This window comes from Paenibacillus oryzisoli (assembly GCF_001653565.1).
Taxonomy (GTDB): domain Bacteria; phylum Bacillota; class Bacilli; order Paenibacillales; family NBRC-103111; genus Paenibacillus_E; species Paenibacillus_E oryzisoli.
The window spans coordinates 36,535-52,217 of sequence record NZ_LYPB01000088.1; the positions used below are offsets into that span (position 1 = coordinate 36,535).

Consider the following 15,683-nt stretch of genomic DNA (forward strand, 5'->3'; position numbering starts at 1 on the left):
CTAAATCTAATTTATAGGGATAATTGCTCCAAATAACTGTATAAATTCCATTTAAATGTCGGAGGAGGGGCTGATGATGGGAATGAGTGAGGGAAAGCAGGGGATGGAAATGAGCAGAGTGGAGCTGGTGAGTTGACGGCAGTTGGATGAGTGGTTTGAGAGTAGAAGGTGAGCAGGCAGATGAACAAAGCTCGGATTAGCTGGAGGGGAGGTGGGAGTAGCTAGAGAGTAGCTGGTGAGTTGAGGATAAATGGGCGAGATTAGCAGGTGGGTAGCTTTAGGCAGAATCTAAAGTTTTTTGGAAAAATCTCTAATTATTTGGTTTTGGGCACAAATTTCCATGTGTTTACAATAAAATAGCAAATTTCGCAATTATCCTATGGTAAAATAAGGTGGTTCTTAGATAGCTTGTCTGTCCGATAAGTTATTTGCTTATGTAGAAAAGATTTTGACTCGGCCTATTAGCTAAGGAGGAATTGTAATGAGTAAGCTCAAAGGATGGAAGACGAGGTTATGGAAGACAACGTTGGCGTTGACAGTCGCAATCCCGTTCCAAGTACTGGCGACAAGCAGCTGGCAAGCGGTGATGGCGGAGGGACCGACGGATCCAGCACCGTTCATTGAAGCCAAAGTCGTTAACGGGAATACAGGGAAGAAAGTGCTCTTCGACAATACGCACGAGCAGACAGCTGGAGCTGCGGATTGGGTTATTGATGGGGCTTTCTCAGATTTCGGCAATGCGTTAGCGAATAATGGTTATTATGTCAAAGAACTGCGCAAAACAACGCCCATTACACTAGCCGATTTGAGTGGTTATGATGTGTTCGTGGTAGCAGAGTCCAATGTTCCGTACAAAACAAGTGAGCAAACCGCCTTGGCCCAATATGTGGCCGGAGGCGGTAGTATATTCTTCATCGGCGATCACTACAACGCTGACCGCAACAAAAACCGCTGGGACGGCTCCGAGGTATTCAATGGCTATCGCCGAGGTGCCTGGACGAACCCAGCAGCGGGGATGAACGCCGAAGAGACGGCCTCCTCCGCGATGCAGGATGTAGCTAGCTCCGACTGGCTGGCGACGCAGTTCGGTCTACGCTTCCGCTATAATGCCCTTGGGGACATTAATGCGAATAACATCGTAGCGCCTGCGCAAGCTTTTGGGATAACGACAGGTGTCTCCAGTGTGGCGATGCACGCAGGATCTACGCTGGCGATTATTGATCCGACGAAAGCGAAAGGTATTGTGTACTTACCGCAAACGAATGAAGCTTGGGCGAATGCGGTGGATCAAGGTGTGTATAACGGAGGCGGAGTCGCTGAGGGGCCTTATGTGGCGATCTCCAAAGCAGGCGCAGGCAAAGCAGCCTTCATCGGGGATTCCTCACCCGTGGAGGATGCAACGCCGAAATATGTGCGCGAGGATACAGGCGCGAAGAAGACGACGTATGATGGGTTTAAAGAAGTGGACGACGGCACGCTGCTCGTCAATATGGTGAACTGGCTTTCGACCAAAGAAAGCTACACCAGCTTCGCTGATGTCAGCGGCTTGCAGTTGGATCAGCCGACGGCTCTGCTGCCTTTTGAAGCGCCGGCGGCATCGACGGAACCGCAGCCAGAGCCGTGGGCAGCACCGAATGCTGGCTACAAATGGTACGACCGCAGCACGTTCAAGCCTGGCTCGTATGGCGGGCCTGCGGCTACAGCGAATACGACGTACAGCTTCGTGAAACAAGCGGTATTGCCGAATGCGGCGGACTTCCCGATCAGAGTCGTTGTGGATAACTTGCCACCTTCGACAACTGTAACGGGCTTCTCCCTCGGCATTTATCTGGTCACGGGTGGATCACAAATCGCCAAGATTCAGAACGCGGACGGCACATGGCCGACAGCTTACGCGTATAGCTCCGCATTTAGCGTAACCTCAGACATCAACGGACACGCGACGAAGGATCTGAATGTACGCGTTGTTCCAGGAACGACTGCACCTGCCAATCTCAGATTGCGCCAGAATGGCACGAATCTGAAAACCGAAGCTGTCACCCTCGGCAACGTTCCACCAGAAAACTTGCCGGAAGAGGAGAATCCGATTCCTGCCAAGATCGCCATCTCCGAAGCACGTACGAAAGCAGCTGGTACGCTGGTGACGGTTGAGGGTGTTGTTACGACAGAGCCGGGTGCTTTTGGCGGGCAGGCTTTCTACTTGCAAGATGCGACAGGCGGCTTGTATGTTTTTCAAAGCTTGAGTGGCTTCCACCAAGGGGATACGGTCAAAGTCACGGCAGCTACAGCGCTGTTCAACACGGAGTTTGAGTTGGCAGACCCCGTTGAAATTACCAAAACAGGTGTCGCTGCGCTCCCAACACCTACGCCAGTATCCGCTGTGACAGCGGACAATCAAGGTCAGCTGCTTTCACTGAGCGATGTGACCATCAACAACATCATTACGGCGACGCCGGCGGGTTCTTTTGAATTCGACGCTGTCAAAGACGGTGTAAACAATCACGTTCGTGTCGACACAAGAACAGGCTTATCCTTAAGCACCTTCCCCTACACAGCTGGGCAAAAGGTGACGATTCAAGGTGTTGGCGCGATTTTCAAAGGTGTATTCCAATTGAAGCCTCGTGGTTTGAGCGATTTCAGCGTGGCGACGGATAGCCTAGCACCAGTAACAACGGCAATCTTATCCAGTGCACCGAATGGAGCGGGGTGGTTCAATCAAGACGTAACGGCAACGTTAACTGCTGTAGATGATGGAGCAGGAGCGGTGTCGACCGAATATGCCATCAATGGCGGAACACCAACTGCTTACACGGCGCCAATCGCGATTAGTACGGAGGGCACAACAACCGTGAGCTACTCCTCGACGGATGCAGTGGGCAATATTGAAGCGGTAAAGTCCTTGGGCGTGAAGCTAGATAAAACAGCGCCAACAGCTTCCCTTACGGAGTCAAGTCATGCCGTCAAGGATGTAACGAATGCGACAGCCGTAACATTCGATTTAGCAGCTACGGATGCAATCTCGGGTGTTGTCGAGCAATCCCTGACCTTGGATGGGAATGCCATTACAAGTGGCCAAACGATTGCCGCAGGCAGTCTAGCTGTAGGAGCACACACCGTGGCGTACTTGGTAGTGGACGCTGCAGGAAACACGACGAGTTCGTCGCAGACATTTAACGTGGTGAAGCCACTATCAGTCGGCGCTCCCGGCCAGCCTGTTTTAACCTCTAATAACGGCTATACGGGTTTAAAAGATGGCAACTACACGATCACCATGAACATGTGGTGGGGGAATAATGGTTCCATTTTCAAACTATACGAAAACGGTGTTCTTATCTCTACGAAAACACTTACAGATGGTTCACCAGCGGCTCAAATCGCCAAAGTGGATGTAACCGGTAAACCAAACGGCACTTATACGTATACTAGTGAACTTATTAATGGATTCGGAACGACAACTAGTCAGCCTGTCGTGGTTACGATCACAGACGCATCCCCAGGGAAGCCTGTCCTATCGCAAAACAATTGGGATGGGGACGGCAACTACAATGTGACCATGAACATGTGGTGGGGCACCAACGCAACAGGATATCGCCTCTACGAAAACGACGTACTTATTGATGAGAAAAGCTTGCAAGCCGCATCGCCAAGTGCACAAAGCGCTGTTACAGCCATAGCTGGTCGCGCAATCGGCGTGTATAAGTATCGCGTCGAGCTGTTCAATGCAGCTGGTGTAACAACGAGCGACGTGGTGAGTGTCACGGTTACGAAGTAGCCGGAGGCGCTGAGAGACACAGAGCTTGAAGGACAGTCCTTCTGGTCTTAGACCAGAGGGGCTGTTATTTGTTTAAAATATCAGAATTTATAAGTTTTACTTACTAATTATGCTGAATTTCTAGATAAACGCTCCTGTCCTTCAAAGGACGGTGTAGTCGGTTATTTTGGGCGGTGGCACGCCTCAGTCACAAGTAGTCCTTTCACAATGAACACGCTAGACAAAACCATATCCCAATGGTAGGTTAAATGAATCATGAAGAAAGTATGTGATCTCATTATGTCCATTGCTTCGCAAGCCAAAGAAACAAGAAGCGGCAGTCGATTATGGATGGTGCTGGTGCTCGGTTTACTCGCCTCCTTCGGGCCGCTTTCTCTCGATATGTACCTACCGGCCCTGCCTGTCATTGCGGGTGACCTCCATACCACAACTTCGCTCGCACAAATGAGCTTAACCGCCTGTATGCTCGGCCTTTCCCTTGGTCAACTCATCGCTGGATCGCTGAGTGATGTGCGCGGAAGGCGCATGCCTCTGCTGGTTGGCCTCCTCATTTATGGCGTCGCCTCCGCACTTTGCATGGTTGCACCATCGATTTGGGCGTTCCTGATTCTGCGTTTCGTACAAGGAATGGCGGGAGCAGCGGGAATCGTCATATCCCGAGCGATCGTTCGTGATATGTATGAGGGCGTGGCGTTGACGAAGTTTTTTGCACTCCTGATGCTCGTGAATGGTTCGGCTCCCATCCTTGCCCCGATTATCGGTGGACAGCTGCTGCAATTCACCTCATGGCGCGGCGTGTTTCTTGTGCTCAGCTTGATCGGTGTCGTGATGCTCATTATTGTTGTATTTGGGCTCCAAGAAACCCATCCACCCGAGCGCCGCTCCAAAGGCGGGCTAACGAATACCCTGCGCATATTCCGCGGTCTGCTCACCGACCGTTTGTTCATGGGTTATGCGTTGACGCAGGGGCTCGTTTTCGCGGGAATGTTCGCGTATATTTCGGGATCGCCGTTTGTTTTGCAGGATATATTCGATGTTTCTCCTCAAATGTTTAGTATCATCTTCGCGGTGAATGGGGCTGGCGTCATCCTTGCTGGACAGATTACGGGAAGACTCGCTGGCAAAGTCAGCAATCATCGATTGCTAGCTGGCGGCTTAGCGATAGCCGTTCTCGGAGGCTTGTTGCTGCTCGTTGCAACGCTTAGCGGGGCGGGGTTGATTATGATATTACCGGCATTCTTCCTTATCGTGGCCTGTATTGGTCCAGTTTCCGTATCGACATCTTCCTTGGCGCTGCAAAATCAAGGTCAAACAGCCGGCAGCGCAGCCGCATTGCTCGGATTGATGACTTTCGTCATCGGTGGTTTAGTCGCACCGCTTGTCGGCCTTGGCGGTAGTCAGACTGCTGTACCCTTAGGCATTATCATCGCTGTTATGGAGCTGGGTGGCGTACTCTGTTTCGTTATGATGACGAGAAAAAAAGCGGAAGGATGACGCACTTTTTTCTAAAAAATTCAAGAATTTTTCACAATTAAGGTTTATACTGAAAGAAGAATTGACCAAATTGTGAAAAAGGTGGCTATCACGCATGAAGCGCATTCATAAAACGTGGCTTATCGGCACACTCGCAACTGGATTATTGATCAGTGGCGGCTTCGTACTTCAGCATAATCAAGCGTTCGCTAACGACACAGACACAACAACGTCATCAGTACCTAAGAAATTTCAGGATAAACATAGAATTGAGAAGCACCAAGCTCCAAGGGGCGGTTTTGATTGGGGCAAGGGCGGCGGTATGGGGGGCGCAATCGATTTCTCTTCCATCCTGGGCATAGACAAAGCGGTTCTCAAAGCGGAACTGGATGCGGGGAAAACTCTCGTTCAAATCGCGCAAGAGAAAGCTAATCTTAGTGAAGACGCGTTACTGGCTAAACTGACCGAAGCGGAAACCAAGAAAATTGATGCAGCACTTAGTGAAGGCAAAATCAAGCAAGAACAGGCGGATAAGCTCAAAACAGGGCTTGCTGACCGCTTGAAAAAAACCGTAGAAGCGAAGCCTCAAGCGATGAATTTCGATAGAAAGCCAATGCCTCGCGGCGGCAACATGCCTAATTTGCCTATGCCTGGTGGTTTTGGGGTTGCTCCGAAAGAAATCGCTGCGATTCTCGGTATAACCGAAGAAGAACTGGCGACTGAGCGTAAAGCAGGGAAGTCCCTTGCGGAGATCGCGGCTGCGAAAGGCATCACGGAGGATCAACTGATTGCTAAGCTCAAAGACAGCTTGACAGATGAACTGAAAAACTTCGTCGAACGCAAAGGCGGCGGTGAGCGCCCAGTTCCACAGCAACGTGGAGATGGTGGTTCATTGGGTGGTAAGCCTGGACGTGGTGGCGAGCATAGACCTGCACCGCCATCCCCTCCGTCACCGTCAGAGGCGCCTGCGGCTACTTAGCATTGTGGAATAGCAGAAGGTTGCTACATTCGAGTATATCGAAATGTGGGCAACCTTTTTTGTGTCGAGTGGCGTAGAAGCTTCACCAGAAGCGAAAGTCAAGGAGGAGTAGCTGAATGGAAGAACTCATTGGGCATTGTCGCATATGTGAGAAGCCTATTTATTGTAGAATGGGGTTCCTAGATGGTGTCGTACAATCGGATCAAACATTGTTATGCTTTGATTGTTCTGCTGCGGTACACGAGGAACAAATGAGTGTGGACCAAGAGGAGTGACTGGTGAACGTAGGTGGTAAAAAGGAGGGGGAGCTGCGCCAAAGGTTGCAATCCCGTCAGAACCAACTAGTTTGCGCCAAAGTATGCATTCCGTCAGAACCAATTAGCAAGCGTGAAGTTGTGCATCCCGCCAGAACCAACTAGCATGCGCCAACAGATGCACATCGCTAGAACAAATTAGCTACTTCTTAGATCCTGTTCCGACCAACATTCGCGTATTTCTGCCACCTTCCCCCTTCGGCGCCAATGTTCCGTAGTGCATTCCCCAATTTCAGCTCCCTCACTCCCCAACTATTGCGCCTTAACCAACATTAGATGGAAAAAGTACAGTTAAAGTTGAAGGTTTCAGCTAATTTGAGCAAATAACTGGAAAATATGTAGTTAAATTTCCTAGTTTTGCTCAAAAGGATGAAATCAGGAGGAATTAGCTACATGAAATCCAGTTAAATCGGTTTGAAGCTGGGAATTGCCGGATTTAGCTGGATAAAATCCAGTTATTTGCGATGACAGCGGGGTTAGACGTTGTGATGGTGGACTGGACGGCGCATCTGGTTGTGAAGGTGGCGGATGCTGGTTTACGGGGCGCATCGGGCGCCGCCCGCGGGCCAGTGGCCGCGCCTAGCGGCGAAGTGGCCGTGAAACGGGCGCCGCCCCGGCCCAGCGGCCGCGCCTCTAGCGCAGCCGCCACCGCCGCGTCCACAGCCGCGGCTAATATAATACCCGCCACAAGTAAAACGTGGCGTAAGCTTCCCAGCCCCGCCAGCCCTCGGCGAGCTGGCGGATCTCTTCGAGCGTGGGCTTGGCTTCCAGCCCAAGCACATGCTTCAGCGCGTTATGCAGGCCGACGTCGGCCAAGGGGAACGCTGCGGGGTTGCGCAGACAGCGCATCCCCACATAGTTGGCCGTCCAAGGGCCGATGCCGCGAATGCGCAGCAGGTCTTGTTCCATGGCGAGGTAATCGCCCATCGCAAGGAGCCCAGCCTTGGATAAGGAGCCTCCCGCCATGAGATTGGCAACGCCAATGAGGTATTCCGCTTTTTTACCCGTGAACTGTAAAGCGGTGAGATCCTCCGTTGTGAGCGCAGCGATCCGCTCGGGCGTTGGGAATGCCCAATAGGTACGTCCCTCCCAATCCAGCGAGGTGCCGAAGGTTTCGACGAGACGCCTTTTGAGCGTATAGGCAAAAGCCAAATTAATCTGCTGACCGATAATGCCCCAGCTCATCGCCTCAAATAAATCGGGAATCCCCATCAGCCGCAGCCCGCGGAATTCCTCTGTCACTTGCTTCAGGATCGCATCCTCCATCTCGTAGAATGGCGTCAAATCCGTTCCCAAATCCCACCACTCCCACACATAACGAGCAATACTGTCGCGGACCGCAGCGGATAAACTAGCGCCACTATAGTGGACAATTTGGATATGAAGCATCTCATCATCCTCATTGTGGACAGCGATAAGCGCGAGGTTATCCCCAATGTTCAGCAGTTTATAGACGCTGGAGTTATCCACAACGAATAGACACTCATTGGTGGAGCGGCTTAAGTAGCCGATGTTCTGTTGGTATCGAAAAGGCTGGGGCAGAGCCAGCATGAGGGTGTTCGTTGGTTCATGCCAGTGTAGGCGGGAGGGGTCATAAGATTGCAGGTGTGACATCCATATTCTCCTTATCGGTAGGAAGTTGTTACTACTATTATCGCTGAAACCGGCTTTCGTAATCTTGCTTTCTCATTTCGGAGCTCTTACAACTGCAGGCCTGGTTGGGTATACTGAGCTTATAAAAGGCACGAGGGCGAGAGGAGCATCCGCCATGCAAGAGCGGTTATGGCAAGCGATCGTAGCGAATGATGCTGCGTATGATGGGACGTTTTATTATGCAGTGGCAACGACAGGCATCTTCTGCAGGCCTTCCTGCAAATCGCGGCTTCCGAAGCGGGAGCATGTTCGTATCTTTCATCATCAAGATGCGGCAATGGCAGCAAGTTATCGTCCTTGTAAAAGGTGTAGGCCTGACGGCATCCGACTTCCCGATGAGGCATGGGTTGCGGAAATGAAGGCACATATCGAAGAGAACTATGCCGAACCGTTGTCGTTAGCAACGCTTGCGGAGCATTTTTATGCGAGTACGTATCATCTGCAAAGAACTTTTAAACGAATAACTGGCGTGACGCCGCTTATGTATATCCAAGAGGTGCGGTTTGCAGCAGCTAAAAAGCTTCTACTCACGACGGACTTGGCCGTACATGTGATTGGGATGCAGGTGGGGATGGCGAATGCAGCGCATTTTGCGACATTCTTTCAGAAGAAAAGCGGACTTACGCCGACAGAATACAGGCAAAAGCCAGCTCATTAACGATAACCGAGGTAGGAGGTTAGATGCAACATGGCAAGTGAAGGCGAGGAAAATAAAATAAACCCTACGATTTACTGGGGGGCAGTTCGGTTGCAAGATCATAATTTTGTGATGGCAGTGACGGATATAGGTTTGAGTTATTTGCAGTTTCAGAGGGGCGATGCAAGAGATGGCGTTGACGTTGAAGCATGGCAAGAATTCACCCAATGGGCCAGAAAAGTTGGACACCCGAGCGGGTGGGTTCAGCAAGAGGATAAGCTGCAACCCTACATGGAGCAATTGGACGCGTATTTGAGCGGGGAGCGGACAAATTTCGAATTGCCATTAGATCTAAGAGGGACGGCGTTTCAACAGGCGGTATGGAAAGCACTGCACAGTATTTCACATGGTGAAAGGGTAAGTTATTCACAGGTGGCCCAGTCGTTAGATAAATCCAGTGCTGTGAGAGCGGTCGGGACGGCCATCGGTGCAAACCCTGTGCTTATCGTAGTACCTTGCCATAGAGTGATAGGGAAGAATGGCGCGCTGACGGGTTACCGTGGTGGGCTTGAGAATAAAGAAAAGCTATTGCTCTTGGAGCGTCAAGGGAAATAGAATCATTAAATTTACTTCCATGACTACTTTCATGCATAGAATCCGAGATATGGATAAAAATACGGGGAAGGAAATGAAAGGGAATACGAGGTTGTCTATCAACATGAGCGTACGTACAGGGGGAGAATAGCGTGACCATTTGGAGTTGGAAAAAGCTACGGACCAAGCATACATCCCCAAGTCAGCTCTCTCGGATGGTACCCCTGAAGAATTCGCCTGCTCATCAGGTCATGGAAGCCAATAAAGAAGCAAGTGTCGGCACGCAACTCGAAGCAACGATTTCATATGTTCAGAAGTTACTCGGTGATAATGATGATTTCATCATACGTCGGTTTTGCATCTTTCAGGATCAACCGGCTGTCGTGATGTATTTTCCAGATTTGATTGATAAGCAGTATTTGAACGATTATATTTTAAAACCTTTGATGCTAACGTCCTCGCAAGATGATGCTCAAGCAGTGAACCGCCCGATGAAAGAGTATCTTTTGAACGATACGCTGTATGCATGCGAAGGAAGAACGGAAACAGGGCTGAATGAGATTATTCAAGCTATCGTAGAAGGGAAAACGGCTCTTCTCGTTGATGGCGTAACGGATGCGTTTATCTTCAGTACACGTCATGTGGACAAGCGAGCGATCACGCAACCAGAGACGGAACAGGTGATCCGTGGAGCACGGGAAGGCTTTATCGAAATAATGGGTACGAATTTGGCGTTACTTCGCTATCGTCTCCCGACGCCGGATTTACGGATAAAAACGATGCGAATCGGACGTATCACGAAATCTAAAGTGGCGATATGCTACATTGATGGCATTGTGAATCCTGCACTCGTAGAGGAAGTGTTCAGACGGCTATCGTTGATTGATATCGATGGTGTCCTGGATGCGGGGTATCTGGAACAGTTTATTGAAGATAACCATTTCTCCCCGTTCCCGCAAATTCAAAATACCGAACGACCGGATAAAGCAGTCGCCAATCTCATGGAGGGAAGAGTTATCCTGCTTGTAGATGGATCGCCGTTTGCACTTATTTTGCCAACCGTATTCAGTCAATTTTATCAAACGGTCGAAGACTACTCAGAGAGGTTTATTCTCGTCAGTTTCATACGACTTTCGCGCTTAGTAGCCCTGATTTTCTCGCTGATTTTTCCATCCTTATATGTGGCCTTAATTTCGTTCAATCCCGAGTTGATTCCTACGGAGTTTGCGGTAGCGGTAGCGGGGGGGAGAGCAGGAGTGCCTTTCCCTTCTGTTATAGAAGTGTTAATCATGGAAATTTCGATGGAAGTATTAAGGGAAGCAACGCTTCGACTGCCGCAGCAAGTTGGTGGAGCTCTCTCCATTGTAGGCGTACTTGTCGTTGGGCAGGCTGCGGTTGCGGCAGGATTCATTTCTCCGATTACGGTTGTTATTATCGCATTAACAACGATAGGTTCGTTCGCAACACCGGCATATAATGCAGCCCTGGCCTTGAGACTGCTGCGTTTTCCGCTTGTTATTTTATCTGGCATATTCGGCCTGTATGGGGTAATGATTGGGTTGATTCTCATCACTAACCATATGTTATCTCTAAGATCATTCGGTGTTCCTTACTTGAGCCCGCTAGTCCCGGGGAATTTCCAAGGGATGAAGGATACGCTTGCCCGATTGCCGCTGTGGAGCATGCCTAAGAGACCGTCACTTCTATACACACCGAATGACACCCGTCTAGGGAATATTACGCAAGAAAAGAGTGAGGAAGCGCCGAACAATACGTTAGAGCCTAAGAAGTCAGATATACATGGAGGAACGTAACCAATGGAGCATCCTCGCCAGGTAACAGTGATACAAGCGGCGATCATACTGATTAGTACAATCATTGGGGTGGGGGTGTTAGCCCTCTCGTTATTTGCTGTCAGAGCAGCCGATTCAGGGGCGCCTCTTGTCACATTGCTAGGCTTTTTAGTTGGTTTGTTAGGACTTTGGTTATTAATCAAGCTTGGGATGCGTTTTCCCACGAAATCTATTATTGAGTACAGCATGGATCTGGTTGGTAAATGGCCGGCGCGTGGATTTAGTGTTTTGATTATCTTGTTCTTTTGCTTGATTACAGCCCTGGCATCACGTGAATTTGGGGAGGTTGTCGTCACTTCCGTTTTAACTAAAACCCCCCTAGAGGTGACTGTGATCGTGATGTTGCTGCTAGCGGCTGTTTCTTCTCGCGTAGATATAACGACATTTACTTACTTTCACCATTTTTATTTCCCGATCATCGTATTTCCGGGACTAGTTATTGTCGTGCTCTCACTAAAGAATGCACACTTAATTAATCTTCTTCCCCTGTGGGGCAATGAACCAACCGGTATGCCAATGGGAATTCTCACGATGGCTGCCTTATTTCAAGGCTCATTTGTCATGACGATCGTCATACCTGCGATGCGCAGGCCGGAGAAAGCCATGATTGCTGGGTTTATTGGTATGTTAGCAGCTGGGTCTTTTTATATACTTATCGTGATTGCTACCGTGGGCGTCTTCGGAGCAGAGGAAATTAAAAAATTAGTCTGGCCGACACTGGAATTAGCCAAGACGACATCATTGCCCGCCAATATCCTAGAGCGTTTAGACGCTGCATTTCTTGCGGTATGGGTTACAGCAGTGTTTACGACATTGTTGTCTAACTATTATTTAGCCATATATTTCTCAAGCCAGCTTTTACGTTTGCGAGATCATAAAATGTTCGCCTTCTTGCTTGTTCCCTTTATCTACGTTATTGCGATGTTCTCACAAAATCTGCTGCAGATGTATGAAATCATTCAAATTGTAGGTCGCTGGGGACTAGTCTTCACAGTTGCGTATCCATTGGTTTTATTTGTTGTGGCCTTGATTCGAAAGAAAAAAACGGGGTGATCAACTTGTGGCAAAATCTGATTAAACAGATTCTTGTTTTCGTGTTGGTTGCCCCTTTGCTGACAGGCTGCTGGGATCGCCTAGAAATCGAAGATCGCGCTGTCGTCCTGGCGATTGGCATCGATATGGCGAAGCCAGGTGAAGAGAAAGAAAGCAGCAATGCTACGCATATACTGAACCAGGATCCAGCGGCTAATAAGGGCCTTATTCGTATCACCGTCCAAATTGCTGTTCCGGGCCGCATTCCGTTAGGTGCAGGGAGCGGTTCCGGCAGCCCTTCTGGAGAAAAACCGGTCTGGGTGTTGACCAGCGTCGGATATACCATTGAGGATGCATTATTGAATCTCCAGCAGCAGCTCGCAGCTCGGTTGTTTTTTGGCCATTTACGGGTCATTGTGATTTCGGAAGCCGTAGCCAAAAAAGGGATCGAGAATGAAAATGACTTCTTTCGGCGTCAACCTCAGGTCAGAAGAACCGTTTGGATGGTCGTATCCAAAGGAAACGCAGCCGACATCATGAAAGCCAATCCGCAATTGGAGCGCGTTCCGACTTTATATTTGCTCGCTACCCTGGAACATTCCAGAGAAAGGGGCAGTCTGCCCAACATTTTCTTGGGTGTCTTTTTAAGTGCGAATTCCGCCAAGGGGCAGGCAGGGATGCTTCCTTATTTGGAACTAAAGAGGGAATCGAACATTGAGCTTGCTGGGATGGCCTATTTTAAAAACGATAAAATGGTTGGCGTTACAACAGCCTTGCAAATCGGACATTATATGGCGATCAAACAAATCAACCCAGGGGGGTATAGTGTTCTTCAAGAAATGCCAGGCTCCAAAACGTTGGTTATTTTTAAATCTACTCACCGAAAGTCGAGAATAACGACAACTATCAAAAATGGCAATGTGCATACCATCATAAAATGCCAAATCGAGGGGGATTTAACGGAGAAATCGAATGAAAAGGTGCTCATTACAAAAGAAAATTTGAAGAAGCTGGAGGAGAAAATTCAAGAAGACGCTAACGTGGGATTCGGGAAATTAATTCAGCAGACTCAGCAGAATGGCAGTGACATTTTCGGTTTCGGTGAATATGTGCGCGCGACGCAGCCAGCCTACTGGAACAAGGAAATCAAAACCGAGGAATCATGGCAAAATCAATATAAAGAGATGTCATTCGATGTCACGGTACACGTTAAGATTAGACGAATTGGGACGAAAACCAACTAGGGAAGGAAGGATTCGGCCAATGATTACCTTTAACAATTACACGGTTTTGCTGCTGTTGGTCTCCGGGTTGCTCGTGTTAGTTTTCGATGTGAAAAATTATACGAAGGCCAACATGCCCAAAGAGAAAAAAGGAGCTTTATTTGCAGGATGGTTCAATATCTCTTTAGGAATCCTTTCGTTCTTCGGCTATTGGGTGTATGAAAAGTGGTTCTGGAAATAAAAGGAGGTTTACTTATGGTCAATGTGCAGCGGAAGCAATCGAAGTCCCTGCTGACGAAAGCTAGCGGCTTCCTTGAAGGTTACTCCCACACGTTGAATCCGTACACGGGCTGTGCTTTCTCCTGCTCGTACTGCTACGTGCGGCAAATGCCGGTGGCCTTATTCCGCAACGAGCCTTGGGGGGGCTGGGTCGACGTAAAGGAGAACGCGCCTGCGCTCCTGGCCAAGGAGCTCGTCCGGGCCAAGCGCAAAGGGCCGGTTACGATCTTCTTCTCCTCGGCGACGGACCCGTATCAGCCGATCGAGTACAAGGAGCGCATTACTCGCGCGCTCCTCGAGGTGATGTCCGAAGCGCAGCCGGACTTCTTGTTCGTGCAAACCCGCAGCCCGCTCGTGACGCGGGATGCGGACCTGCTTCAGCTGCTCGGCGACCGCGTCCGAGTCAGCATGACGGTGGAGACGGACCGCGAGGACATCCGTCGCGCGTTCACCCCGTCCGCGCCACCGATCGCGGCGCGGCTGAAAGCACTCCGCGAGCTTGCCGCGCGCGGAATCCCGGTGCAGGCCACGATCGCGCCAGCGCTGCCCAGCTCGGACGGCTTCGCCGAGCTGCTCTCTGGCATCGTGGATCGGGTGTGCATCGACGATTACTTCATGGGCGATGGCAGTGGGGGCGGCCGCACGGGGCGCACCGGCGTGCGTGCGATCTATGACGCGCTGGGGCTGACCGACTGGTACAGTCGGGATGCGTATCGGCGCGTGCACGAAGAGCTCCTGCGGCATTTCCCGCAGGAGCGTGTCTTCGTCTCTCAGGCGGGCTTCCTCCCCTGAGGGCCCGCCAATCTTCACTGTTGTTACCTCGCCAATGGCGCGTCTTGTACTTCCGTATGATCGCGGAGCCGTTGTTTGAATTCTTTAGGCGAGCATTGATTATATCGCTTGAACAATTTATAGAACTGAGCCATGTTTTGAATACCGGCCTCATAGCTAATTTCCATAATGCTGAGATCCCCTGTGAGCAGGAGGCGCTCGGCTTTTTTGATACGTTTGTAATTGACATAATCAATAAAGGATAGTCCCATCACTTTTTTAAAATACTTAATAAAGTAATGGTAACTTAGATTCAGAATGCGGCACACATCTTCGACCGTAATTCGCTCAGTCAGGTGTTCGTCGATATAATTCAGCGCTGGACGCAAACGTGAGATGCCAGAATCTTCGGTCAGCCCCAAGAGATCACGTTTATCATTGCGCAGCAGGAGTAATAGGAGGTGTTTAATAGCAGCGACGATGGCTAGTTCATAGCCAATGGTACGCGTTTGTGACTCCTCATGAATTTGCCGGATGAGCTGGTAAGCACTAGTTCTGACCACCGTATTCAAACGAAACAGTTCATTAAATGGCTCAAGGGAATGCGTCAACTCCGAGAACAGGTGCAAATAAGCGAGTGTGCTCAGGTCAAAATGCTGCGTCAGATCAATCTGAAATACAATATAATGTAGAGATTCTTCTGAGTTTTTATGTGTACGATGGGGTTGCGAAGAACCAAGCAACATGACATCCCCGGCGTCCAACACGGTATAGGCATCCTTCGTTTGGATGGCGAGTTGACCCTGAGTGACGACCAGAAACTCAACCTGCTTATGCCAATGCCATGTCCAAGGGTCGGGCAAACCAAAGCTGGGGGAGTCCTGCATAATTTCCCATATTTTTAAGAAAAGAAGCGGGTTCTGGTATACGACTTCTTCATTTTTCATTTCAGTTAAGTTTGCAGGACTAAGAGTAGGGATCATGGGCATGGAGGACCTCACTATGCTGGACATTTTTGAATAAGATTTAATCGGAATAAGTATAACATCACAGGGTAGTAGATGACACTATTGAATAAGAAGTAGGCACAATTCTGCCTTTCC

General features: G+C 49.7%; 13 protein-coding genes. 11 read left to right on the top strand and 2 right to left on the bottom strand.

What is annotated here, in order from left to right:
- Positions 1–481 precede the first annotated feature (481 nt).
- From A8708_RS27990 to A8708_RS35930, 4 genes are all read left to right on the top strand, one after another.
- Complete coding sequence (locus tag A8708_RS27990; protein WP_068669191.1) at positions 482–3,772, top strand: OmpL47-type beta-barrel domain-containing protein; 3,291 nt, start codon at positions 482–484, stop codon at positions 3,770–3,772.
- 255 nt (positions 3,773–4,027) lie between these two features.
- Positions 4,028–5,266: a multidrug effflux MFS transporter gene (locus tag A8708_RS27995; RefSeq protein ID WP_420848631.1), complete on the top strand. Its 1,239-nt coding sequence runs from the start codon at positions 4,028–4,030 to the stop codon at positions 5,264–5,266.
- Between the two features lie 94 nt (positions 5,267–5,360).
- The gene (locus A8708_RS28000; RefSeq protein ID WP_068669193.1) at positions 5,361–6,224 is read left to right on the top strand and encodes a hypothetical protein; all 864 of its coding nucleotides are present in this window, start codon (positions 5,361–5,363) and stop codon (positions 6,222–6,224) included.
- Between the two features lie 116 nt (positions 6,225–6,340).
- Positions 6,341–6,499 (top strand): hypothetical protein, encoded by a 159-nt coding sequence (locus A8708_RS35930; RefSeq protein ID WP_167355937.1) that lies wholly within the window; start codon positions 6,341–6,343, stop codon positions 6,497–6,499.
- 708 nt (positions 6,500–7,207) lie between these two features.
- Here A8708_RS35930 and A8708_RS28005 read toward each other — a convergent pair.
- On the bottom strand, positions 7,208–8,152 hold the full coding sequence (locus tag A8708_RS28005; RefSeq protein WP_068669195.1) for a DNA-3-methyladenine glycosylase family protein: 945 nt from the start codon (positions 8,150–8,152) through the stop codon (positions 7,208–7,210).
- A 154-nt stretch (positions 8,153–8,306) separates the two neighbouring features.
- On the opposite strand from A8708_RS28005, the gene A8708_RS28010 reads away from it, so the two are divergent.
- The 7 genes from A8708_RS28010 to A8708_RS28040 all read left to right on the top strand — a co-directional run bounded on the left by A8708_RS28010 (position 8,307) and on the right by A8708_RS28040 (position 14,601).
- Complete coding sequence (locus A8708_RS28010; RefSeq protein ID WP_068669197.1) at positions 8,307–8,849, top strand: bifunctional transcriptional activator/DNA repair enzyme AdaA; 543 nt, start codon at positions 8,307–8,309, stop codon at positions 8,847–8,849.
- 30 nt (positions 8,850–8,879) lie between these two features.
- The gene (locus A8708_RS28015) at positions 8,880–9,443 is read left to right on the top strand and encodes a methylated-DNA--[protein]-cysteine S-methyltransferase (RefSeq protein WP_068669199.1); all 564 of its coding nucleotides are present in this window, start codon (positions 8,880–8,882) and stop codon (positions 9,441–9,443) included.
- Positions 9,444–9,637: 194 nt separating this feature from the next.
- Complete coding sequence (locus tag A8708_RS28020; RefSeq protein ID WP_068669340.1) at positions 9,638–11,236, top strand: spore germination protein; 1,599 nt, start codon at positions 9,638–9,640, stop codon at positions 11,234–11,236.
- A 3-nt stretch (positions 11,237–11,239) separates the two neighbouring features.
- Positions 11,240–12,328, top strand: coding sequence for a GerAB/ArcD/ProY family transporter (locus tag A8708_RS28025; RefSeq protein ID WP_068669201.1), 1,089 nt, complete (start codon positions 11,240–11,242; stop codon positions 12,326–12,328).
- 5 nt (positions 12,329–12,333) lie between these two features.
- The gene (locus tag A8708_RS28030; RefSeq protein WP_167355938.1) at positions 12,334–13,551 is read left to right on the top strand and encodes a Ger(x)C family spore germination protein; all 1,218 of its coding nucleotides are present in this window, start codon (positions 12,334–12,336) and stop codon (positions 13,549–13,551) included.
- Positions 13,552–13,570: 19 nt separating this feature from the next.
- The gene (locus A8708_RS28035; protein ID WP_068669204.1) at positions 13,571–13,771 is read left to right on the top strand and encodes a CLC_0170 family protein; all 201 of its coding nucleotides are present in this window, start codon (positions 13,571–13,573) and stop codon (positions 13,769–13,771) included.
- Positions 13,772–13,785: 14 nt separating this feature from the next.
- Positions 13,786–14,601, top strand: coding sequence for an SPL family radical SAM protein (locus A8708_RS28040; RefSeq protein ID WP_068669206.1), 816 nt, complete (start codon positions 13,786–13,788; stop codon positions 14,599–14,601).
- A gap of 23 nt (positions 14,602–14,624) precedes the next feature.
- On the opposite strand, the gene A8708_RS28045 is transcribed toward A8708_RS28040, so the two are convergent.
- Positions 14,625–15,527: a helix-turn-helix domain-containing protein gene (locus A8708_RS28045; RefSeq protein ID WP_068669344.1), complete on the bottom strand. Its 903-nt coding sequence runs from the start codon at positions 15,525–15,527 to the stop codon at positions 14,625–14,627.
- Between the last annotated feature and the right edge of the window lie 156 nt (positions 15,528–15,683).